Consider the following 22,189-nt stretch of genomic DNA (forward strand, 5'->3'; position numbering starts at 1 on the left):
CCCAATCCGGCGCATCGCAATTATCCTCAACTTCACGTTCCGACGACGAAAACTGCGCAATAATGCAGTGCTGCGCCAACCACGACAAAGCCGTGCCAGATTGCATTCTGAAATCGCAACCGCTCCCAGACATGGAAAATTACGCCGAGCGAGTAAACCATGCCACCCGCGGCAATCAGCCAGAACACAGCCGGCGGCAGCGATTGCACCATGGTGTCATAGACCATCACGCCACTCCAGCCGAGCGCCAGATAAAGCAGGATCGACAACCGGTCGAAACGACCCGGCATGAAGAGTTTGAGCATAATGCCGACAAAAGCCACGCTCCAGACAAAGAGAAGCAGCGGCAAAGCCCGATCACCCATATGGACTGCGAAAGGCGTGTAGGTGCCAGCAATCAGCAGGTAAATCGCTGAGTGATCGAAGCGGCGCAAAAACCATTTGGTCGGCGAAACTGGCCAGATATTATAGACGGCAGAAATTCCAAGCGCTGCCAGCAGGCTTGCAAGATAGACACCCGAAGCGATGGACGTCGTTACCGTCATATTGGGTAGAAAATAGAAAAGCATGGCAATCGCGCCGCCAAGTGCCAGCGAAACACCCAATATATGGATGACGCCATCTGCCCAAAGTTCGGCACGATCATACTTCCATTTAATAGGATATGGGAGTTTTATATCCATCACGCTTTTCCATATTCACAAACGAAGCTTGTGATGACATTGGATTGCAGCGTCAAGATGACAGAGTGTCGTTTGGCTTCTTACTGCGCAGCAGGTGCGAAAGACGCCTGAATGGGTGCAACGCCCGGCAATGGAACAGCGTCACCTTGCGGAAGAACTGCTGGCTCAACTGAAGTTGCGGCTGCTTCAACAGTCGGACCATTGCGCTTAAGGCTTCCGTCGAGACCAGTTTCCTGCAACAGACCCTTACGCTTGGCATCGTAATAATAGCCACGCGCATAAAAACGGACTGCCTGACTTTCATCACCGCCTGCGACCTTATAGGCACCCGACAAATAACGAACGGCATATTTCAGGTTCGTCTCGGCATCGAGCAGACCCTTGGGGTTGCCCTTATAACCCATGCCGCGCGCGGTCGGATGGCTGATCTGCATCAGACCCCAGTAAGGGCCGTTGCGCGCACCGGGATTAAAGCGGCTTTCGCGATGCACGACGCGACGCACCAGACGTTCCGGCACATCATAGGCAACTGAATATTTGGTGATCAGGTCGTCGAGACCTTCCGGTGCATGGTCCGGCGTTTCAAACGCCATATTGGTGGCAAGAGACGCGGGCGAAGCTGCGGCCTGTGCGCCAGCAAAGGCAAGCATCGGCTCGGACTGTCCGCGCACACCCGGAATTGGCACAACCGATGGAAGCACAGGATTTTCAAGAGATGCAACAGTCTCCGTGCCCGGAGCGGCATTTGCATCCGCAACAGCGGTAGTACCCGCGGCTGGCGTTATAGCGTCGCCGGTTGCGGTTGTTGCAGCAACAGTCGTAGCCGTAGCGGAATTTTCAGTTGGTGTGATCAGTGCAGTTTTTGCAGGCTTACCATCGCTCGTCGTGTTGCAGGCACTCAATGCAAAAGCGCAACCAAACAGCAGCGCGCCTTTAAATAGTGGAAGAACGAATGGCTTTGAAAAAAACTGAAATCGCATGATCAACCGATCCTATGAATCGAAATCTTGTTCGATGCGTTTTTCGAGTTCAACCAGATCTTCTGGCAGAGGCATACCTGTTGCTTTAAGCGTATTGAGCTTTTCGCGAACGATTTCACGAACTTCGTGAACGTCCTGCGGCTGGTTTACCATCTGCTCAAACAGCAGAGCGATCTCTGCCTTGATGTCCTCGAATGCCATAAGATCCTCTTGGCTTAACAGGCGCAAATGCGGCCCGGTTCAGTCAATATTCTTTCAATCGATGACAGTGATGTACCACGCTAAATGAGCAAAGCGGAAGCCCTGAAAATCATAGAGGCGTCAAAATGAATATTTCAACGCGTAACAGAGCCGTTTTCCGGATCATAAAATCCGGGGCAACATTGTGTCTATCGCATTGAATTCATGCGCAAAAATTCCAAGATCCTCGAAGTCAATGCTGCCATCGGGATTGAACAGATAAATGCTCATCCAGATCAGTGCTACAGTCAGCACAATCGCCAGAATCGTCAGAAGTAACAGGCGGCGACCGAGAGCGGCCTTATGGCGCGCTCCCTCAGGTGGAATCTTATTCATCATCAATCGTCATTTGTGGCGTTCAATTCTTCAGGCGGTGTACCATGTTCTGGCTCAGCTGCAAGATAACCTTGATGCACAAGTGCTTTTCGCAGAATCAGAATAATTGCCTCGGTCTGATTGATGCCCGGATGCGTCTCGTTGATGAAGCGCTCAAGGGCATCATGAACGTCAGTCGGAAGATATGTGCTCATTGTTCCTCCAGAGTTTAAGCGTCTTTCAAATAAATCAGACGACCTTGACGGAAATGGAGCCGACACCGTCCACATTACCCTCCAGCACATCACCACGCTGAACCGCGCCAACACCGGCTGGTGTGCCAGTGTAGATAAGATCACCGGGTTGCAGCGCAAACAGCGACGAAAGATAGGAAACCGTCTCGGCAATCTTCCAGATCATCTGATTGAGATTACCCGACTGGCGGGTCTCACCGTTGATTTTGAGCGAAATCTCAGCCGATTCGGGATGGCCGATTTCCGATACCAGCACGATGGCCGAGCATGGTGCGGAGTGTTCAAACGCTTTTGCCACTTCCCACGGACGACCGGCTTTTTTGGCCACGGCCTGCAAATCGCGACGCGTCATGTCGATGCCAACTGCATAGCCAAAGACATGATCGAGCGCTGTTTCAACCGCAATATCCTTGCCGCCCGTTTTCAATGCGACCACCAGTTCAATCTCGTGATGCACATCTTCGGTCTTGGGCGGATAAGGAAAATCACCACTATCAATCACCAGATTATCCGGGTTTTTCTGGAAGAAAAATGGCGGATTGCGAGTAGGATCACCACCCATTTCAATAGCGTGATCAGCATAGTTTTGACCGACACAGTAAATGCGGTGCACAGGAAAACGCGCTTCTGTTCCCTTAACCGGCACGTAAGGCTGCGGCGAAGGCTGAAAAACATAATTTGTCATAAAAAGCTGATCCCGTGAGATATGTATGAGGTTTTTATCATGCAGGCAGGAATCACCACCTGCAAGTCTTGCCCGTGCAATTTTCCGTCATGCACTATGCCGTTTTGACAACGTAATTAGCATCGCGTGAAGATGAGACTACAAGTTCGGCGTTAGGAATATCGTTGGAAAGTGCGCGTTCGCGTGCGGCATCGGGCGTATGCCCATGCTCAAGCCAGCGCTGAATAAGCCGACGTTCAAGCTCGTCCAAAGGAACATCGAGAAAGATCGTCATATCGAAAAATGGCGCGAGCCTTGTCCATGGCTCCTGATTGAGAAGCAGATAATTGCCCTCGACCAGCAATATGCGATGATCGTCATGCACGACAGACGCACCGGCACGTGCAAGATCAAGCGTGCGGTCGAAAACCGGAATAACTACATCCTCCGATGTATTTTTGAGACGCTCAAGAAGTGTGGCAAAGCCTGCGCAATCAAACGTCGGTGGAGATCCTTTGCGGCTACGTAGGCCGCGCTCATCAAGAATCGCATTATCGAGATGAAAGCCATCCATCGGCACGATGACAGCTGGTCCTGACTCGCCCTGATTGATCGCATCGCGGAGATATTCCGAGATGGTGGATTTGCCAGCACCGGGCGGACCCGCAATTGCAACGATCAATCGACCATCCATATGAGAAAGCTTTGAAAGAATTTCGGCGGGCAGGCTTTCCGCTTGGAAAGGCTTCATATGAGGTCATCCGGAATGAAAAACAGAACTGTTTCTGCACAACAGCACACAGTTTGTTATTTTCAAACAATAAGTTTGATCTATCTTGTCTTGCAATGAGCGCAAAGACTGATCACTGCTACACCAAATCATTGAATCGAACGGGAAAAATATGACCGTCAAGACAGTTGCCACCACGCCCTTTCAGGATCAGCAGCCCGGCACATCAGGCTTGCGCAAGAAAGTGCCGGTTTTCCAGCAGCCCAATTATGCCGAAAACTTCATCCAGTCGGTTTTCGATGTGCTGGACGGTTTCGGGGGTAAGACCCTCGTGGTGGGCGGCGACGGACGCTTCTATAATCGCGAAGTAATCCAGAAGGTCATCAAGATCGCAGCCGCCAATGGCTTTGGTCGCATCATGGTTGGTCAGGGTGGCATTCTGTCCACGCCTGCCGCTTCCAACATGATCCGGAAGTACAAAGCTTTCGGTGGCCTCATCCTGTCAGCAAGCCACAATCCTGGTGGTCCGACCGAAGATTTTGGCATCAAGTATAATATCGGGAATGGTGGCCCGGCACCTGAAAAGATTACCGAGGCAATCTATGCGCGCTCCAAGGTGATTGATCAGTACAAGATTATTGAGGCTGCGGATGTTGACCTCAACACGCTCGGAACCGCCAAGATTGACGACACCGAAATTGTGATTTTTGATCCGGTAGCAGACTATACTGAGTTGATGGAAAGCCTGTTCGATTTCGAAGCGATCCGCGCCATGATCAGCCAAGGCTTTGCGCTAAAATTTGATGCTATGCATGCCGTTACCGGCCCTTATGCCAAAGAAATTTTTGAACGCCGTCTGGGTGCGCCGGAAGGCAGCGTGATGAATTTTGTGCCGCTGCCAGATTTTGGCGGGCATCATCCCGACCCGAACCTCGTTTATGCCAAAGAGCTCTATGATCTGCTGATGTCAGATAATGCGCCAGATTTTGGAGCGGCGTCAGACGGTGATGGCGACCGAAATCTCATTATCGGACGCGGCATTTTCGTAACTCCATCCGATTCGCTCGCCATGCTTGCCGCCAATGCGCATCTGGCACCCGGCTATAAGGACGGCATTAAGGGCATCGCCCGCTCCATGCCAACCAGTGCCGCAGCCGACCGCGTCGCAGAGAAGCTTGGCATCGGCATGTATGAGACGCCGACCGGCTGGAAGTTCTTCGGAAATCTGCTCGATCATGGCAAGGTTACGATCTGCGGCGAAGAAAGCTCCGGCACCGGCTCCGACCATGTGCGTGAAAAAGATGGATTGTGGGCTGTTCTACTCTGGCTCAACATTCTCGCGGTGCGCAAAGAAAGCGTGAAGGACATTGTCGAAGAACATTGGGCGCGCTTTGGTCGTAACTATTACACCCGCCACGATTATGAAGCGGTTGATTCCGACATTGCAAAGAAGCTCGTTGCTGATTTACGCGGTAAGCTTGCAAGTCTGCCGGGCACCAGCGTCAATGGTTTGAAAATCGAAAAGGCCGATGATTTTGCTTATCATGATCCGATTGATCATTCGGTGAGCGAACATCAGGGCATCCGCATCTATTTTGAAGGCAGTGCGCGCGTGGTTCTGCGTCTGTCCGGAACAGGTACATCTGGCGCGACGATCCGCATTTATATCGAGCGTTATGAAGCAGATCAGGCCAAGCATAATCTCGATACGCAGGAAACGTTGGCAGCGCTGATTGATGCTGCCGAGCAAATTTCTGAGGTCAAAAAGCGCAGCGGACGAACTGAGCCAAGCGTCATCACATAATGAAATGGGCCCTCACGGGCCCTTTTCTTTTTTAAACTACTCGAAAACAATAGCCGGAGCCGGTTTTCCCGCGCCTGCGCCAGACTTCATGTTTTCCCAAACCTTAGCGGCAATATCGCGATAGATTTTCGCGTGTTCGCTATCCGGTTCGACCGCGGTAATCGGCGTTCCGTTGTCTGAATGCGCGCGCACATCCATATGCAGCGGCACTTCGCCTAGGAACGGCACATTGAGACGCTCCGCTTCCTTGCGTGCGCCACCATGACCAAAAATATCATAGCGTTTGCCGGTATCGGGCGCGATGAAATAGCTCATGTTTTCGACAATGCCCAAAAGTGGCACATCGACCTTGCGGAACATATTGAGGCCCTTGCGCGCATCAATCAGCGCCAGATCCTGCGGCGTTGAAACGACCACAGCACCCGCGAGTGGCACCTGCTGCGCCATGGTGAGCTGCGCGTCACCCGTACCGGGAGGCATATCGACAACCAGAACATCAAGATTGCCCCATGCCACTTCGCGCAGCATCTGTGTCAGCGCAGAAATCACCATCGGGCCGCGCCAGATCATCGGCGTGTCTTCTTCAACCATGAAGCCCATGGACATGACCTTAACGCCATAATTTTCCATCGGCTTCAAGGTGCGTCCTTCCACCGTTTCCGGGCGGCCAGAAAGACCAAGCAAGCGCGGCATCGATGGGCCATAAATATCGGCATCAAGGATACCGACCTTCAGGCCATTCGCCACCATACCGAGCGCCAGATTAACCGCCGTCGTGGATTTGCCGACGCCACCCTTCCCCGATGCAACTGCAATGATTGCGCCGACGCCCGGAACCCCCGGTTTCGCAGCCGGACGCGGTTGTGGTGCCGCAGCCTGTGCAGGGCGCGGCTGTGGCTTTGGCGGGGGCGGGGCGTCGTCACTTGTGCGACCGCCTTTCTTCTCAGCAGTCAGTGTGACCAGCGCGCCGGACACGCCCGGTATTTCCTTAACCGCTTTTTCCGCAGCCAGCCGCATCGGCTCAAGCCCGTTTGCGCGATCCGCAGGAACCGTGATGGAAAAGAAAACCTTGCCGTCGGCAATGAAAATATCCGACACCAGACCGAGCGACACGACATCGCTTTCGAAATCTGGTCCTGTTACGGCCTTCAGCCGCTCCAGAACCTGTTCACGCGTTACGCCTGACATTATTCCAACCTCGTCTGCGGCAAGCCCTCGTCTGCAACACGCATTGCGCTTGCCCGCTTTGCATGTCTTGAGATAAGCCAGTTTTAGCCAAAAGGCCAATAGAACCAAGCAAAGAGTTTTATAGAGACAGGTGACATAATGGCCAAAGCCATCCACACGATGATACGCGTTCTTGATGAGGAGCGTTCCGTTTCCTTCTACGGCCATGCTTTTGGTTTGAAAATTGCTGAACGCATCGACTTTGAAAGCTTTACGCTTGTTTATTTGCGCAATGACGAAGCGGACTTCGAAGTTGAGTTGACCGTGAACAAAGGTCGCACCGATCCTTATAATCTTGGCGATGGCTACGGTCACCTGGCTTTCGTGGTTGATGATCTGGGCGCCGAACATGCCCGCTTCAGTGAGCTCGGCTTTAAGGTCGGCAAGCTGGTAGACTTCAAAAATGGTGACGCGCTGGTCGCGCGCTTCTTCTTTGTCGAAGATCCAGATGGCTACAAGATCGAAGTCATTCAGCGCGGCGGACGCTATCAGTAAGGCACATCAGGCGAGCAGTTTATCAAATCGCCGCTCGCCTACTAACAAATCAGCTTCTATTTGACGCTTGGCAAAGACGGTTGCCTTGGAATAGATAAGGTCAATCCTGAAGGAGCACTCGGATTGAATAGGCGCACAGTCCAGTTACGGGCAACATTGGCAATACGCATCTTGAGCGTATTGGCGTTGATGCTTGTCGCGTTCGGACACAAGCCAGTCGCGCTCGCTTCTCCAGAACAATTTCTGCTCGCACAATATGTGTTGCCTGATGGCAGCTATCCCGTGCTTTGTATCACCGATCATGCAGTCGATATTGACGGTCATGAGGATGATCAGCATTTGCACAACAACACTGTTTGCGATGCCTGCCGCATTTCATCAGCGTTTCTGTGTCCTGCGCCTGCTCCATCGACAGGAGCCACAATCAATATTGCAACGGCTGATATTATCACGCCATCAGAACCAGTTCTGAGGCAGCAGACTTATCCGCCTCAAGCGCCGCCACAAGCGCCGCCTTTCGCCTGAAATCAGTCTTTTCCTGCACGCGCTTAGAAAAGCTGCGTCCCGACACATGATTATTCAGGTTCTTTACAATGAAAAATGCTCGTCTTTTGACATCTGCCATTTCGCTCTTTGCCCTTTGCGCTTCCGCAGGCATGGCAAACGCCCACTCATCGCTTGACCGGAGCGAAGCCACGGCAGGGAGCCGCTATAAAGCTGTTGTGCGCATTCCGCATGGTTGCGACGGCAAAGCCACGACTTCGGTAAAAATTGAACTTCCAGAAGGCTTTATCGCGGCCCAGCCACAGGCAAAAGCCGGTTGGAAAATAGAAACCGCCAAGGGTGATTACGCACAGAGCTACAAAGTCCATGGCAAAGATGTGACCTCCGGCGTCAAGCAAGTCACGTTCAGCGAAGGCGAATTGCCAAGCGATTTCTATGATGAATTCGTGGTCGTTGGTCAGCTTGCCAAGTTTGACAAGGACACAACGCTGTCCTTCCCGGTGACCCAATATTGCGGCACGGATGATTCCGTTGCATGGACTGAAATTGCAGCGGACGGCCAGAACCCACACGACCTGAAAAGCCCTGCCCCGCAGCTTCGCGTTCTCGTGGCTGCCGCGTCAGATGATCACTCCGGACATGGCTCGCATGGCAATCACGCCATGGCTCCAACCAAAGCGGGCGATCTGAGCATCAGCGGCCCTTCCATCCGTGCAATGGTTCCGGGTGCCAAGGTTGCTGGCGGTTTCCTTACGATCAAGAACGACGGCAAAGCAGCTGACAAGCTGGTCAGCGTCACAACGACTGGCGTTAAGCGCGTTGAAATCCATGAAATGACCATGGACAATCAGGTCATGAAGATGCGCAAGCTTGAAAATGGTCTGGATATTCCTGCCGGTGAAACTGTTGAGCTAAAATCCGGTGGCTACCACCTGATGTTCATCCAGCCAGACCATCCGTACAAGGAAGGCGACAAGGTTTCCGCTACGCTGGAGTTCGAGAAGGCTGGAAAAGTTGATCTGGAATTCCCTGTGACCCCGCAAAGCGGTAAGTCGGAAGATCATTCCAACCATTAATGTTAGGGTAAAGGGCGCTAACGCGTTTCTCTCCTTACAGCATTATGCGCCCGTTTGCCGCAACCGCTACCCCGTTGTAGCGGTTGCGTTCTTCGTTTATAGCTATAAACATGAATGTAATAGTATAGAATAATTCTAATTTATTGAAATAATTCTGCTTTTTAAAAGCTGACTAATTGACTCCAGATCAATTTGCAGCTTTTATGAAGCGTAATTATTTTACTTAACCTTTGATGTTTGGGCCTTGAACCCGTTCGATTGGAGGACCAGATGATCGGTCTCAGTGAGTGCCGGTCCGCAAATGTTGATGGATTGCCGTGGCAGTTGCATCTTTTGCCGACCGGATATTGTAATGCGCGAGGGGAAACAGAACGCCTCGTGAAATCAAAGCAGCAAGACTGCGCACGTGTTCGCACCTCTGAATGGAGGCGCACATGAATATGCGTATTTCTGAGCTGAATGGCACCAACAGCGTCGGCTATTATGACCGCCTGCCTGAGAAGCTGGTGCTTGAAGGCTATCGCCGCTGGACCGCCGGTTTTGAGACCGGATCGATCATTCCCTGGGAAATGACCTGGGGCCTCTATTCGGAATTGCTTGGCGCATCAGAAGCAAAGCGGGCCGTGGGCGAACTGTCCCAGTTCATTCGTGTGCTGCACCATTGCGCGAGCTGCCAGCTGCGCGCCTTTCCATTCGATTCACACCATGTCTGCCGCGAAGAGTGTCTGACGCTCGGTCTGATATCCGGCATCCAGAATCAGGATGGCTTGTTGCTCGATACCTGTCTTGAGGCGATTGCATGTAAGCGTCGCAGCCATGATGTGGCCGATGCTGCACGTAGTTTCGCCGAGACATTGGCGGATTTCGGACAGACTTTGCTGCCAATACCCATCCATGCAATCGACAGTGCTTTGAACATATCCCGTCGCGCGACTTTTCACTGAGCTGAAAACGCAGCACGAAAACCAATTCAGATTGAGGCCGCGAAAAGCGGCACGAGGAGAACGAAAATGCAGGCCAGAACAGAACGACGCCTCGGCTTTGTAGCAGCGATTGCACTCACCGCATCAGCCTTTGCAATGCCAGCAGTATCGACCCAGATGGCACAGGATGCCACTGCACCTGCTACGCTTCATGCATCAGTGGACAGCATGAAACTTGAGCTATCCCGCCTTGTCGCTTTTGCTGACAATGCGGCTAAACCAGTTCACTACGAATAAATTCTTTAGCTATTAGCCGGCCGAAACGCCTCCAGTCAGTCCGGTAAAAACAAGAGCGCGTGCATTACGAAATGCACGCGCTCTTTTTGTTTAGGCCGATGGGCGAACCGATCATCCAACGATGATCGGCGCCTGTCCCTGAACACGATTATAGAGATCAATAATGTCCTGATTCATCAGGCGGATACAGCCCGACGACATCGACTGCCCAATCGACCACCACTCCGGTGAGCCGTGAATACGATAACCCGTGTCGCGACCATTCTGGAAAATATAGAGCGCACGCGCACCCAGCGGGTTCTGCGGACCCGGTTCCTGACCGTTGCGGTATTTTTCAAGATCAGGTCGGCGCTGGATCATTTCCGGCGGAGGCGTCCAGCGCGGCCATTGCTTCTTATACTGCACATTCGCACGGCCCTGCCATTCAAAGCCCGCCTTGCCGATGCCCACGCCATAGCGCAGCGCTTCACCGCCCGGCAGGACATAATAAAGGAAATGGTCTTTTGTGCTGACAACGATTGTTCCAGGTGCCTGCCCTGTCGGATCTGGCACGATCTGACGGCGGAACTCTTTCGGCACCTTTTGATACGGAATGGCAGGCAGCGCATATTGGCCTTCCTGCACCGCAGCATACATAACATCCGGCGTCGTGATATTCTTATCGACGCTGATTTGCGGACGCATCGGCGTAATGCCACCCGTCGACATCGGGTCCAGATTCATCTGAAACGCCGACATGTCCATGGTTTGCGAACAGCCCGCAACGCCGCCCAGCATAGCGGCACCTGTGCCAAGCAGAAAATGGCGGCGGCTTAATTTCTCAGTCAACTTAGACATACAAATCGCCTAACTCAAAACAACTGGCAAAATGCCTTCTGATCATTTTGACAATTTGCGTCCTTATGGTTGAGGAAGCGTTAAATAGCTCGCGCAAACGTTAAGAAAATTGGTTACCGTGCCATAGATAAAACAAAGGCCGGGATTGCCCCGGCCTTTCAAATTTCAACTGAATGATGGATCAATAGTCTTTTTCGTAGAAGATACCGGCACTGGAATCCCCATCTGATCCAACCGCACCCTTAATCTTCAGGTTTCGCGAAATATCGAGATTGACAGTGCCTTTCGTCGCGCCAGCTGCACCGGCTTCAACGCCGAGATAAATATTATCCCGAATATAGCGCCCTGCCCTCACACTGGTCTGGCCCTTGCTGTCTGTTACGACATCAATGTCATCCAGCCCCGTTCCCTGACGTAATTTGCTCATGAGCGAATTGTTGGAGCCGCCAGCAAGCTCCGCAGCGGCTGCTGCAAGCTGCGCGATCTGGAAGGCTGACAATTCGCCAATGGAGCGCTTGAAGATCAACTGCGCAAGCACTTCGTCCTGTGGAAGTTCCGGCGATGATGAGAAAACGATATTGAGATTATCGACCGTTCCCGTCACCGTCACAATTGCAGTGATATTGTCACCTTCACTGCGGGCCACGAAATTGATCTGCGGGTTGAGATCGCCAACAAGCGTGACACTGCCTTCGTCAAAGGTAATACGCTGACCAAGGATGCTGATGCGGCCACGGATCAGGTCAAACGAACCAACCGGCTGGATATTGGTGACAGGGCCGGTGAGACGCACACGCCCGCCCAATTCCGTATCAAGACCACGACCACGCACAAAAATCTGGTTCGGCGCATTAACAAGAATATCAAGGCGCGGAACGGTTGGACGCGAGGTTGGCGTCGGCACTTTGCCCCTGCGCGTTTCGACCTTGGCGCGTTCAAGTGTTGTCAGCACATTTTTTGGCGTATGGATATGCGTTACCGGAACATAGGTCGCGCCACCGCCCAGATTTTCCGGAACAGTGATTTCCGCACGTTCGACATCAATACGACCAGCAATCAACGGATCACGCATGAGCGGGCCGGTGATGGAAATGCCACCATTGACGGTTGCTGCTACCAGTTTGCCATCTGCATAGCGCGCATTATCGAGCTTGATATCGATATTCGCGGGAAAATTGGCAGCCGCATTGGTCGATATCGTGCCAGTCGCGGAAACAGAACCGCCGCCCCCCAACGCTGCATTGACTTGACGCAACGTGATGGTTTCACCCTCCATCGCGCCCATGACATTGATATTGTTCAGGCGAAGGTTTGTTTCAGGATCAATGAACTGTGCACCCGACGTCGAGAACATGCCACGCAGCTGCGGCTTGTCGAAACCACCTGAAACGCTTGCGGTCAGCGACAGCGTGCCGCTTGCCTGTGAACCACGATCAGCAAGGAAGCGGTTGGCGAGAGCCAGCGGAACACTGCCCGAAACATTCACACCAAGGCCCTGCCCCGAAAGCGGAACTTTGCCATTTGCCGTGACATTGAGACCCTGTGGACCTTCAAGCGTCAGCGACGAAATATCGACAGTCTTTGCTGCGTAATTGCCAGCCGTTTGCAAGCTTATTGGCGCAAGGCCGTTGTCACGCAGAGGCTTGGCAGCAAGACCTGTTCCACGCAGATTAAACTGCGCAGCTGGATTGGTCAGCGGGCCAGTCACACGCGCAGTACCAGTGACATTTCCGGCCAGATCCTGACCTTTGACCGCGCCGTTCAATGCAGTCAGTGGCAGATTGGCGAGGTTAACATCAACGGCCAGATCGCCTTTACCAAGCGGAACAGCCCCCTTGGCGCTCACATCAATACCGCCACCACCGGTAACACGCGCATCGACATTGAGACGATTGTTATCCGAGGTACCTTTGGCATCCGCATCAAGCGGCGCAATGCCCTGATTTTTCAGTTCGGCAGCAGTCACGCCACGCGCAGTGATGTCAAATGCCGCGTTCGGATTATCTTTGGTGCCTGTAACGCGTGCCGTACCGTTGAGCGTGCCGCCAAGCCCGAGCTCAGGCTTGAACGTATTGGCAAGTGCCAGCGGCAGATTGGAGAGTGCGACCGAAAGATCGAGCCTATCGCCAACCGCACCATTGACCTTCACCTGTCCGTCACCCGTATTGACAATAATATCGCCAAAGGAAATGTCGCTGCCTTTCATGGCAATGGTTGCAGGTGCGGCAAGCGTTGCCGCGAGGTTTCCTTGCTTCACGTCTGCAGATGCAAGTGCCAGTTCAAAGCCACCATCTTTTGGCTCAAGCGAACCGGAAGCATTGGCAAGCGTACCAATCTTGAGTTTGGTGCTGGCCGTAAAATCGGTCTTTGTACCAGTTGCATTGGCTTTGGCGTCAAAATTATCAATGCCGAACGTGCCAACCAGAATGTCGCGCGCACTCGCCGTACCATCGACAACCGGCACGCCGAACAGATCCTGCGCGGTGAGCGCAATATCAGCCGATGTAATATGATTGCCGTTGATTTTAAGGCTATTGGCCTTGGCATTGACGGTTGCGTTCTGGCGCTCGCCATTGGCATCAAGCGCAATATCGGCATTTGCAGAACCAGTCGCATCAGCAAGGAAGAGCGCTGCGGCTGTGGAAATATCTGGTGCATCGACCTTCAACTGGCCTGCCAGCAAGCCTTTTGCATTCTGCGTAACATTGCCAGAAAGATGCGCACCGCCTGCGTTGAACACTAAGTCGGTCAGACGTTTCTCATCATTGACGATGTCAATCAGCGTAGCAAGATCGATCTTCTGGCCATTGAGGAATGCGTTACCGGCAAGCTTGCCCGACAAAGACGCGCCCGTTGTGGCATTCCCATCAAGCAGCGCGTTAAAATCAAGCGCGCCTTCTGTGAGCTTGCGATCCGCCAGCGTTCCCTGTGGTGCATCAGCACGCAATGCCAGGGCAATCAGCTTATCATCACCACGCGCACTTCCCTTGATCGTCATGCGGCCCGAAGCTTTTTCGGACAATAGCTTGAGATCAGAAAGCATCACACCGAAATCAAAGTCAGCCTTGTCGGATGCAAAAGAACCATTGGCGGTGATTTCGCTCAGCTCATTGCCAATGCGGAAATTACGCGCTGCGAAACCTTGCGCGCTACGGGCAATCCCACCGCTTAGCTTCACATCGCCATTCAGAATATTATCGACCGCTTCCGTGCCGGTGCGCATATTCTGCGCATTGCCGTCGAGATTGAGATCGAACGCACCGCTGATCGGGCTGACAGTGCCAGATGCCTTCACATCGATGCTACCTGCAAGATCGCGGTCAGCGAGCGCTGCATAAGGCGCAAGGCTTGCGACCTTGGCTGCGATATCGCCATTGAATGTGAAATCATCAATCTTGCCAGCGAGTTCAAGGCTCAGGCCGTTGCCTTCAATTGCAGCCTTTGTAAGATCGACAGCAGTGCCAGCACGCCAGCCGCCCGCAATCGCGAGATCAATTTTATCGCCCAGCGCTTCAGCAACTTTAGCATCGGTCGCATCGATTCCGGTGACACCGCCCTTAACATCGAATGTTACGCGGCGGTTGGCCGCGTCGTTCAGGTTTTCAGCAACGCCGCCCATGTCGAGCGCAATGCTGGAAGCCGAAATAGTCGCATTCTTAAATCCAGTTACAGCAAGCTTGCCGGTCCAGTCATTGGTCGGGCGGTCGCCGTAAGCGATTTGCAATGTGGCGTTGTTGATGGCTGTTTCAGCGCCTTTAACCGGCAGAAGCACTTGCCCCTTGCTGTCATCCTGAATGGTTGCGTCTACGCGCAGCTTGTTCAAAAACCCGTCATTGCCAGATTCAGCCGACGCTTTAACGTTGAGCGCAGCACTCTTGAGTGCCAGATCATCGAGACGGAAACCACCGCCATCTTTGAGCAAACCATTGGCGGAAAGGGCCGTTTCAGCGCCAAAGAAATCGCGGAATGCTGGCGGCACCAGAACAGCAATAGGACCATTGATCTGGGTCGCAAACACGCGTCCATCGGCCTGACGCAGCAGTGTAAAGCCACCCGTCAGTGTGCGACTACCATTGGTATCGAGCGCCAGATCGATCTTAAGATCATCCAACGTGCCCTTGCCAGTCAGTGTCAGATCAACCGGCGGGCGACCATCAATATTGAGCACATTGGCAACAATACCATTGGCAGGCTCAGCGACTTTCAAATCAAGATCGAGCTTCTGATCGGCATTGGCATAGGCCGCACGCAGCGAAAAATTACCGCCCGGACCATCAAGACGTTTAATGTCAAAAGCAGAAGTCAGCGATCCATCGGCAAGCGACAAGTTACCCGTGAGCGACACTTCCGATGGAAGGCCAAAAATATCAGGGCCGAATTTGAGACGTGCCACATCAAGGCTATCGATATTGATCGACAGCGGCAGTTCCGGCAGGCTGAAACTCGACGATTCAGGCGATGGCAGACCTGTATCCGGCAAAGGCTTGCGGATAAAATCAATGCGCTCAGCAACGAGCGACTGAATGCTCAGACGACCCGTGAACAGCGCCGTACGGCTCCAGTTCAGCTTGGCATTTTCAATGCGCAGCCACACGCCTTCACGATCAGCAATGGTAATCTGGCCAACACTTGCCTCAGACGACAGAAGCCCGCTCAGGCCTGAAAACTGGATACGACGGTTTGGCGCGGAAAGTTTGCTTTCCACGAAGGAGATGAAATACGACTTTTCTTCTTCCTGCTGTTGCTCTTGGGCGACGGCAGGTACTGCGAAAAGGATGAAGGCGAGAAGTGCGAGAAATCTGGTCAAAACGCCTGTCCTATGCCTACGTAGAATGCATAGCTCGGATCGCCCGAGCGGCGGTTAAGCGGAAGAGCGACATCGAGACGGATCGGCCCAAGCCCCGTCAGATAACGCAGACCAAGGCCCGCGCCGACACGCATTTCTTCCGAAAAGTCAGGATAGGATTGTTCGCCGACATAGCCAGCATCGACAAAGCCCACAACGCCGATGGAATCGGTGACGCGTGTACGAACTTCGCCCGATGTTTCAACCAGCGAGCGCCCGCCAATCGTGTCTCCGGTCGATGTTTCGACACCGATACTGCGGTAGGAATAGCCACGGATCGACCCGCCGCCACCTGCAAGGAACAGTTGGTTCGGAGGAAGGTCAGCAATATCCGCACCCACCACGGAACCGAGTTTCACGCGGCCTGCGAGAACGACGCGATCCGTTGCGCCAAAGCCGTAATAAGCACGACCTTCTGCGGTGAAGCGTGTTGCGAAGTTGCCGCGCTGAAATTCGTAGAAAGGCTGAACATTGCCTTCTGCATAAAGACCCGAAGTTGGATCAGGTTTGTTATTACGGCCATCATAAAGAAGATTGCCTTCAAGTCCGCCAGTCGTGAACTCGCGCTTTCCAAAAAAGTCATCTTCAAAGCGGCCATGGCTTGCCTTGGCATAAAGCGCACCGGACAGTTCATCGCTGAAAATCTGTGTGAAGCCAGTCTTCGCATTGATCGAAGTTTCGGTATAGGCGTCGAGCACTTCGCGCTTCGCATCTAGCGCTGCCACAAAGTCCGTATCCGGCGTATAAACGCCCGGCTTCGCAAAGCTCGTGCCAAGCGTATAGGTGAAATTTGTCGGGTCGAAGGAATTATCCTGCGATCCGCCGACACCACTAACCTTGGCATCAAAACGCAGACGTTCGCCTCGGCCAAACAGGTTTCGATGCATCCAGTAACCCGTCACACCGAAACCGTCGAGCGTCGAATATTCCGCACCAAAGCCAAAGCGACGGGGCTTTCGCTCCTGCACATTGAGCGTCATCGGCAAGCTGCCATCCGGCCCAATTTGATCGGCTTCCTCAAAGTTCATCGCACGGAAAACTTCCATGCGGCCAAGACGCTTCTTGGCGTCTTCAATATCTTTGGGACTGTATTGCTCGCCTTGCTTAAGGCCGGTCATCCAGGCCACAAATTGCGGGTCCATGCGCGCGGTGCCAACGACGCTGACCGGCCCATAAAATGCCTTGCGACCCGGATCGAGCGAGACATCAGCGGCAACTGTATCGCCATCATGGTTGGCAACAATGTCTTCGCCAGTGATTTTCGCTTTCGCATAACCTTGCTGACGCCATGCCTCAACCGCTAGTCGCTCAGCCTTCAGGATTGTGGTTGATCGGGCAACCTCACCCGGCGCAAAACCAGCTTCTTCCGGCGTTTGAATTTTGTTGCGTTTATCCGCATATGGCGGCGCGATATTTGAAATAGCCGTGCGGGAGAACAGGAACTGCGGACCCGGATCGACCGAAATATCAACCTTAGCATTATTTGGAATGTCGGTATCGGCAGGAATGTCCGCTGCCTCCCGCCCATTGACCTTAATGGATATCGTGCCACCGTATCGGCCATCACCATAAAGAGCGGCCAAAATCCGACGATAATCACCGCGTGCTTTTGCCAAAAGGCCAGCTGAACCGGATGCAGGCGTTTCTTCATCTGAGACGAGACCAGACGCGCCATCAATTACAGATTTCAGATCAGCATCGCTACCGTCGGCATTTTTTCGGGTGCCAGAAGTAGTGACTTCGACGGTGTAGCTTTTGGGATCAATAATGTCGGGATCAGTTTCTTTCTTCTGACCCCAAAGGTGAATCCCAAAAATCTCAAACGCCAAAGCAGGCGAAACCGTCATCGAAGCAAATTGCACCGCCAAAGCGAGCACAATCAAACTTCTTCCCTGTATCGTCCTGTTACGCCTAGTCATACACAATACTGTCCGGTTGCAATTTCACGACCGCTTGGGCAGTGCCTCGTCCTCCCCCGAAATCCCAGGACGATTCAGGGATTAACATAGTGCGGTAGGAAGACCAAGCTTCAACCCGATGCGTTTTGACATTTCAGGCCCGGATGCCGTGCTTTGCGAGCAATGACCAGCTTTAACAAAAGCCCTCACAGCGAACCCAAACAGCGATCCAAGCCCTAAAGTCAAATATGCCCTATTTTGAATAGATTGAGTCAATGGAGCGTTAATAAGCGGACAAGATTAAACTAAAATTTATTCGCAATATGAATGCGGCCCACCAGAGGGAGGGACTCTGGCAGGCCGCGGCTCAGGTCATGATTGTGCGGGGAGGATATGACCTGAAGACAAAAAAATCTCAGAAACGTTAGAACGTAAGGCTCGTCTCGCTTTCGTCTTGCTATTCATGTTCGTAATTCTGCGGTTGCGTCTAAGCGGAATGGCCAAGCCCAAGCCGATCAGTCTGCATTTAATCAGGCGACCTCATGGGCCTCACACCTCCACCAATAGGAGGAACTGTTGAAGGACCGGAATCACGATAAGGATCGTATCCCGGTGCGGGATCCGGTTGATAAGGGTCATAACCAGGACGAGCGGGTGGGCGCCGTCTAATCTCCACACCATCGCCAATAGGAACCCTAGCGCCACGCGACATTGAATAGTTTGGCGCAGGAGAATAACGACTGAAGCTTAAAAAGCGTGACGATATCCAGCCTCTATAGAAGCTAGTACGAACTTGACACCAACTACCGCGACATGGGCCAGCATCAACTCCCATACCCGCCGGTAGCGACGCTAGCCGCTCGTAATTACTCCCGGGACCAGTTCTTAAATTCGCGTTCGCAGTTACCGTTGCAGGTGCTGCAAAGACGGTACTCGGCATCAGGAATAGGGATACAAAAACTAAAGCGCCGAAAAATCTATTGCTCGTAAATAAATCAGATAAATACATTAACATTTCTCCAAATACGCAATTTAAAATATACGATTTAAGAAGTTAATGCGCGTATCTTTATACCAAATATCCAAAAAATGCAAATACACATTAAAATCGTGCTTAATAAGGATAAGCAATACATCGTATTACACGTGATTTATGTCAAACAATTTCACTTATTAACATTTTTAAAAAATTTTAATTAAATTTACTGCTAAATTTATTCATCACTATATCAAAATAAAAGCGCCCTGGAGGGAACCAGGGCGCCACGCGACTTTTAAGGGGGAGAGGGAGGAAAAAAGTCGCGCAACCGGGCCGTCAGACCTGGTTTCAGGCGATCAGAAGGCCAGCCGGAACCAGCCTTCTGAAATTCAATTATGGCAGATTACGCGCATCATCCGGTGTCATATACATCGGCATCATATTGGTATCGAGGTGATGCATGACCCAGATGGAGCCAGCAAGCACGATAGCCAGAATAATGACCGTGAAAATGAGCGCCAGAATGTTCCAGCCATTTTCCGACTTCGGATCAAGGTGCAGGAAGTAAACCAGATGCACCACGATCTGAACAGCAGCCATACCGATAACAATCGCTGCGGTCGTTGCTGGTGTGAAGTAACCATTCATCGCCAGCATAAACGGAACGATGGTGAGAACGATCGCGAGAGCCAGACCAATCAGGTAGGACTTCAGGCTGCCATGTGCGGCTTGATCATGTGTTTCGTGTCCAGAGCTCATCACAATACACCCAGCAGATAGACAAGGGTAAAGACGCCAATCCAGATGATGTCCAGGAAGTGCCAGAAGAGGCTCAAGCACATCACGCGCGTCCGGTTCTTTTCAGTCAGGCCATCACGCAGAAGCTGGGCGGAGAGCACCAGAATCCAGATCAGACCCGAAGTAATATGCAGACCGTGGGTTCCGACCAGCGCAAAGAAGGCCGAAAGGAATGCACTTCGGCTTGGACCTGCGCCTTCAACGATCAGGTGATGGAACTCATAGATTTCCATAACAAGAAACGCTGCGCCGAGCAGGAACGTCACGCCCAGCCACAACAAAACGCCTGCGCGGTTGTTGCGGTACATCGACAACGTGGCCAGACCGTAGGTCAGCGACGATGCCAGCAGGATCATGGTTTCTGTCAGAACGAACGACAGATCAAACAGTTCACGGCCGGTTGGGCCACCCGCAAACTGATGCGCCAGAACGGCATAGGTTGCAAAAAGGCCCGAGAAGAGAACGCAGTCGCTCATCAGGTAGATCCAGAAGCCGACCAGTGTGGTCGACCCTGCATCGTGATGGTCTTCGTGAGCCGGATGCTCGTTGCCACCTGTGAAAGGGGCAGATTTATAACCCATAGCGCTCATGGATCAGGCCTCCTGAGCATTCAGTTGCCGAGTGCGTTCGTCTTCGACGCGCTGCACTTCTTCGGCCGAGACATAATAGTCTCTGTCATTGTTGAAAGAATGGGCGATAGCGACAGCAAGCACACCAACCGCTGCGCCAATTGCCAGCCACCAGATATGCCATATCAGAGCAAAACCTAGTGGAATGGTCAGCATACCGATGATGAAGCCAGTACCCGTGTTGCGCGGCATGTGAATGCGGGCAAACTTTTCTGTACGACGAACATAACCGTTCTGCTTCATATCCCACCAGCTGTCTGGATCACGGACATGCGGCACTTCAGCAAAGTTATAGAATGGCGGAGGCGAAGACAGCGACCATTCCAGCGTACGGCCATTACCCCATGAGTCACCATTGAGGTCACGCAGCTTTTCACGATCACGGATCGAAATCATGATCTGGAGAACCTGGAAGACGATACCGCAAAGGATAATCGCAACACCGATGGCAGCAACGATCAGGTAGATGTGCCAGGCTGGGTTTTCAGTGTGGTTCAGACGACGGGTCATACCCATCAGGCCAAGCACGTAGAGCGGCATGAACGCAAGGATGAAGCCAACGAGCCAGCACCAGAATGCCTTACGGCCAAGTCCTTCGTGCAGCTTGAAGCCGAATGCCTTTGGCCACCAGTAGATGAGACCGGCGAAGCAACCAAACAGCACGCCCGAGATGATCACGTTATGGAAGTGGGCGATCAGGAACACCGAGTTGTGCAGTACGAAATCCGCAGGTGGAACAGCAAGCAGAACGCCTGTCATACCGCCGACAACGAAGGTGCACATGAAACCGATGGTCCAGTACATAGGTGTCGTGAACTGGATGCGCCCCTTATACATGGTGAACAGCCAGTTGAAGACCTTAGCCCCTGTCGGGATCGAGATGATCATCGTTGCAACACCAAAGAAGGCGTTGACGCTTGCACCGCCACCCATGGTGAAGAAGTGGTGCACCCAGACGAGGAACGACAGAACAGTAATCGCAACAGTTGCGTAAACCATCGACGTATAGCCGAAGAGACGCTTGCCAGTGAAGGTCGAGACGACTTCAGAGAACACACCAAATGCAGGCAGAACCAGAATATAGACTTCCGGGTGACCCCAGATCCAGATCAGATTTACATACATCATCGGATTGCCACCACTGTCATTGGTGAAGAAGTGGAAATCCAAATAACGGTCAAGCGAAAGCAGAGCGAGGGTAACGGTCAGGATCGGGAACGCAGCCACGATCAGAACGTTCGAGCAAAGCGCGGTCCATGTGAAGACAGGAACCTGCATCATGCCCATGCCCGGCGCACGCATCTTAATGATGGTGGTGATCAGGTTGACGCCCGAAAGAAGCGTACCCATGCCGGAAATCTGCAATGCCCAGATATAATAATCGACGCCGACATCCGGACTGAACTCGATGCCAGACAGCGGCGGATAAGCCAGCCAGCCGGTCTTTGCGAATTCACCGATACCCAGCGACAAATTGATCAGGATTGCACCAGCAACGGTCAACCAGAAGCTCAACGAGTTGAGGTATGGGAAGGCCACGTCGCGCGCACCGATCTGAAGCGGAACGGCAAAGTTCATAAGACCGACGATGAAAGGCATTGCCACGAAGAAGATCATGATCACGCCATGCGCCGTGAAAACCTGATCGTAGTGATGTGGCGGCAAGAAGCCTTCATTCGCACCAGAGGCAATCGCCTGCTGAGCGCGCATCATCACAGCATCCGAGAAGCCGCGGAACAGCATCACGAAAGCCAGAATGATGTACATAATGCCGATGCGCTTGTGATCGACAGATGTGAGCCAGCCATGCCAGAGATCTTCCCACTTTTTATAGTAGGTGATGGCTGCGAGAATAGCGAGCGCCCCACCAGCCACCGCGGTCAGTGTGACCATGATGATAGGCTCGTGATAGGGTATCGCTTCGAGCGTAAGTTTTCCGAACATTTCTATTCTTACTTCGATTGGAGTGCGATCAACAGTTTAAGCCCCGGGGAATACATCCGGGGCTCA

21 protein-coding genes are annotated in these 22,189 nt (G+C 52.7%); 6 read left to right on the forward strand and 15 right to left on the reverse strand.

Annotated features, from left to right (window positions below):
- Positions 1-32 precede the first annotated feature (32 nt).
- From trhA to ACOZHT_RS04685, 7 genes are all read right to left on the reverse strand, one after another.
- Positions 33-683 carry a PAQR family membrane homeostasis protein TrhA gene (gene trhA, locus ACOZHT_RS04655; protein ID WP_339509249.1) on the reverse strand — a complete coding sequence of 217 codons (651 nt, stop codon included), beginning with the start codon at positions 681-683 and terminating at the stop codon, positions 33-35.
- Positions 684-763: 80 nt separating this feature from the next.
- Positions 764-1,663 carry a transglycosylase SLT domain-containing protein gene (locus tag ACOZHT_RS04660; protein WP_421565351.1) on the reverse strand — a complete coding sequence of 300 codons (900 nt, stop codon included), beginning with the start codon at positions 1,661-1,663 and terminating at the stop codon, positions 764-766.
- Positions 1,664-1,675: 12 nt separating this feature from the next.
- Entirely contained in the window at positions 1,676-1,864 is a 189-nt protein-coding gene (locus ACOZHT_RS04665; RefSeq protein ID WP_187543572.1) for a hypothetical protein, read from the reverse strand.
- Positions 1,865-2,026: 162 nt separating this feature from the next.
- Positions 2,027-2,239: a hypothetical protein gene (locus ACOZHT_RS04670; protein ID WP_339509516.1), complete on the reverse strand. Its 213-nt coding sequence runs from the start codon at positions 2,237-2,239 to the stop codon at positions 2,027-2,029.
- A gap of 2 nt (positions 2,240-2,241) precedes the next feature.
- Positions 2,242-2,433: a hypothetical protein gene (locus ACOZHT_RS04675; RefSeq protein WP_339509247.1), complete on the reverse strand. Its 192-nt coding sequence runs from the start codon at positions 2,431-2,433 to the stop codon at positions 2,242-2,244.
- Between the two features lie 34 nt (positions 2,434-2,467).
- The gene (locus ACOZHT_RS04680) at positions 2,468-3,157 is read right to left on the reverse strand and encodes a fumarylacetoacetate hydrolase family protein (protein WP_339509245.1); all 690 of its coding nucleotides are present in this window, start codon (positions 3,155-3,157) and stop codon (positions 2,468-2,470) included.
- A gap of 94 nt (positions 3,158-3,251) precedes the next feature.
- The gene (locus ACOZHT_RS04685) at positions 3,252-3,887 is read right to left on the reverse strand and encodes a nucleoside/nucleotide kinase family protein (protein WP_339509243.1); all 636 of its coding nucleotides are present in this window, start codon (positions 3,885-3,887) and stop codon (positions 3,252-3,254) included.
- Between the two features lie 151 nt (positions 3,888-4,038).
- On the opposite strand from ACOZHT_RS04685, the gene ACOZHT_RS04690 reads away from it, so the two are divergent.
- Positions 4,039-5,670 carry an alpha-D-glucose phosphate-specific phosphoglucomutase gene (locus ACOZHT_RS04690; RefSeq protein ID WP_339509242.1) on the forward strand — a complete coding sequence of 544 codons (1,632 nt, stop codon included), beginning with the start codon at positions 4,039-4,041 and terminating at the stop codon, positions 5,668-5,670.
- Positions 5,671-5,706: 36 nt separating this feature from the next.
- On the opposite strand, the gene ACOZHT_RS04695 is transcribed toward ACOZHT_RS04690, so the two are convergent.
- Positions 5,707-6,858, reverse strand: a complete 1,152-nt coding sequence (locus ACOZHT_RS04695) for an Mrp/NBP35 family ATP-binding protein (RefSeq protein WP_339509240.1) — start codon at positions 6,856-6,858, stop codon at positions 5,707-5,709.
- A gap of 138 nt (positions 6,859-6,996) precedes the next feature.
- On the opposite strand from ACOZHT_RS04695, the gene ACOZHT_RS04700 reads away from it, so the two are divergent.
- From ACOZHT_RS04700 to ACOZHT_RS04720, 5 genes are all read left to right on the forward strand, one after another.
- Entirely contained in the window at positions 6,997-7,392 is a 396-nt protein-coding gene (locus ACOZHT_RS04700; protein WP_339509239.1) for a VOC family protein, read from the forward strand.
- 189 nt (positions 7,393-7,581) lie between these two features.
- A complete protein-coding gene (locus ACOZHT_RS04705; RefSeq protein WP_339509515.1) occupies positions 7,582-7,917 on the forward strand; it encodes a hypothetical protein in 336 nt (111 codons plus the stop codon).
- A gap of 68 nt (positions 7,918-7,985) precedes the next feature.
- A complete protein-coding gene (locus tag ACOZHT_RS04710) occupies positions 7,986-8,972 on the forward strand; it encodes a DUF1775 domain-containing protein (RefSeq protein ID WP_339509238.1) in 987 nt (328 codons plus the stop codon).
- A 434-nt stretch (positions 8,973-9,406) separates the two neighbouring features.
- A complete protein-coding gene (locus tag ACOZHT_RS04715; protein WP_339509237.1) occupies positions 9,407-9,916 on the forward strand; it encodes a hypothetical protein in 510 nt (169 codons plus the stop codon).
- A 66-nt stretch (positions 9,917-9,982) separates the two neighbouring features.
- On the forward strand, positions 9,983-10,192 hold the full coding sequence (locus ACOZHT_RS04720) for a hypothetical protein (protein WP_339509236.1): 210 nt from the start codon (positions 9,983-9,985) through the stop codon (positions 10,190-10,192).
- A 111-nt stretch (positions 10,193-10,303) separates the two neighbouring features.
- On the opposite strand, the gene ACOZHT_RS04725 is transcribed toward ACOZHT_RS04720, so the two are convergent.
- From ACOZHT_RS04725 to cyoB, 7 genes are all read right to left on the reverse strand, one after another.
- Entirely contained in the window at positions 10,304-11,029 is a 726-nt protein-coding gene (locus ACOZHT_RS04725) for a L,D-transpeptidase (RefSeq protein ID WP_310012691.1), read from the reverse strand.
- Positions 11,030-11,210: 181 nt separating this feature from the next.
- A complete protein-coding gene (locus tag ACOZHT_RS04730) occupies positions 11,211-15,836 on the reverse strand; it encodes a translocation/assembly module TamB domain-containing protein (RefSeq protein ID WP_339509235.1) in 4,626 nt (1,541 codons plus the stop codon).
- Positions 15,833-17,752, reverse strand: coding sequence for an autotransporter assembly complex family protein (locus tag ACOZHT_RS04735; protein ID WP_339509514.1), 1,920 nt, complete (start codon positions 17,750-17,752; stop codon positions 15,833-15,835). The genes ACOZHT_RS04730 and ACOZHT_RS04735 overlap by 4 nt, the downstream gene beginning before the upstream one ends.
- 547 nt (positions 17,753-18,299) lie before the next feature.
- A complete protein-coding gene (locus tag ACOZHT_RS04740) occupies positions 18,300-18,788 on the reverse strand; it encodes an SH3 domain-containing protein (protein WP_421565352.1) in 489 nt (162 codons plus the stop codon).
- A gap of 357 nt (positions 18,789-19,145) precedes the next feature.
- On the reverse strand, positions 19,146-19,511 hold the full coding sequence (gene cyoD, locus ACOZHT_RS04745; protein ID WP_310012700.1) for a cytochrome o ubiquinol oxidase subunit IV: 366 nt from the start codon (positions 19,509-19,511) through the stop codon (positions 19,146-19,148).
- Entirely contained in the window at positions 19,511-20,131 is a 621-nt protein-coding gene (gene cyoC, locus ACOZHT_RS04750; protein WP_421565396.1) for a cytochrome o ubiquinol oxidase subunit III, read from the reverse strand. Before cyoC ends, cyoD begins: the two co-directional genes overlap by 1 nt.
- A gap of 12 nt (positions 20,132-20,143) precedes the next feature.
- Positions 20,144-22,123, reverse strand: a complete 1,980-nt coding sequence (gene cyoB, locus ACOZHT_RS04755; protein WP_339509233.1) for a cytochrome o ubiquinol oxidase subunit I — start codon at positions 22,121-22,123, stop codon at positions 20,144-20,146.
- Positions 22,124-22,189: the final 66 nt, after the last annotated feature.

Source organism: Ochrobactrum sp. EDr1-4 (assembly GCF_049199085.1).
GTDB lineage: Bacteria > Pseudomonadota > Alphaproteobacteria > Rhizobiales > Rhizobiaceae > Brucella.

Excerpts from the sequence above, each read along its gene's own strand:
- cyoC (WP_421565396.1), bottom strand. The coding sequence starts at position 20,131 with ATGGGTTATAAATCTGCCCCTTTCACAGGTGGCAACGAGCATCCGGCT.
- trhA (WP_339509249.1), bottom strand. The coding sequence starts at position 683 with ATGGATATAAAACTCCCATATCCTATTAAATGGAAGTATGATCGTGCC.
- ACOZHT_RS04665 (WP_187543572.1), bottom strand. The coding sequence starts at position 1,864 with ATGGCATTCGAGGACATCAAGGCAGAGATCGCTCTGCTGTTTGAGCAG.
- cyoB (WP_339509233.1), bottom strand. The coding sequence starts at position 22,123 with ATGTTCGGAAAACTTACGCTCGAAGCGATACCCTATCACGAGCCTATC.
- ACOZHT_RS04670 (WP_339509516.1), bottom strand. The coding sequence starts at position 2,239 with ATGAATAAGATTCCACCTGAGGGAGCGCGCCATAAGGCCGCTCTCGGT.
- ACOZHT_RS04720 (WP_339509236.1), top strand. The coding sequence starts at position 9,983 with ATGCAGGCCAGAACAGAACGACGCCTCGGCTTTGTAGCAGCGATTGCA.
- ACOZHT_RS04700 (WP_339509239.1), top strand. The coding sequence starts at position 6,997 with ATGGCCAAAGCCATCCACACGATGATACGCGTTCTTGATGAGGAGCGT.
- ACOZHT_RS04715 (WP_339509237.1), top strand. The coding sequence starts at position 9,407 with ATGAATATGCGTATTTCTGAGCTGAATGGCACCAACAGCGTCGGCTAT.
- ACOZHT_RS04690 (WP_339509242.1), top strand. The coding sequence starts at position 4,039 with ATGACCGTCAAGACAGTTGCCACCACGCCCTTTCAGGATCAGCAGCCC.
- ACOZHT_RS04710 (WP_339509238.1), top strand. The coding sequence starts at position 7,986 with ATGAAAAATGCTCGTCTTTTGACATCTGCCATTTCGCTCTTTGCCCTT.
- ACOZHT_RS04675 (WP_339509247.1), bottom strand. The coding sequence starts at position 2,433 with ATGAGCACATATCTTCCGACTGACGTTCATGATGCCCTTGAGCGCTTC.
- ACOZHT_RS04725 (WP_310012691.1), bottom strand. The coding sequence starts at position 11,029 with ATGTCTAAGTTGACTGAGAAATTAAGCCGCCGCCATTTTCTGCTTGGC.
- ACOZHT_RS04680 (WP_339509245.1), bottom strand. The coding sequence starts at position 3,157 with ATGACAAATTATGTTTTTCAGCCTTCGCCGCAGCCTTACGTGCCGGTT.
- cyoD (WP_310012700.1), bottom strand. The coding sequence starts at position 19,511 with ATGAGCTCTGGACACGAAACACATGATCAAGCCGCACATGGCAGCCTG.
- ACOZHT_RS04705 (WP_339509515.1), top strand. The coding sequence starts at position 7,582 with ATGCTTGTCGCGTTCGGACACAAGCCAGTCGCGCTCGCTTCTCCAGAA.
- ACOZHT_RS04660 (WP_421565351.1), bottom strand. The coding sequence starts at position 1,663 with ATGCGATTTCAGTTTTTTTCAAAGCCATTCGTTCTTCCACTATTTAAA.
- ACOZHT_RS04685 (WP_339509243.1), bottom strand. The coding sequence starts at position 3,887 with ATGAAGCCTTTCCAAGCGGAAAGCCTGCCCGCCGAAATTCTTTCAAAG.
- ACOZHT_RS04695 (WP_339509240.1), bottom strand. The coding sequence starts at position 6,858 with ATGTCAGGCGTAACGCGTGAACAGGTTCTGGAGCGGCTGAAGGCCGTA.
- ACOZHT_RS04740 (WP_421565352.1), bottom strand. The coding sequence starts at position 18,788 with ATGTTAATGTATTTATCTGATTTATTTACGAGCAATAGATTTTTCGGC.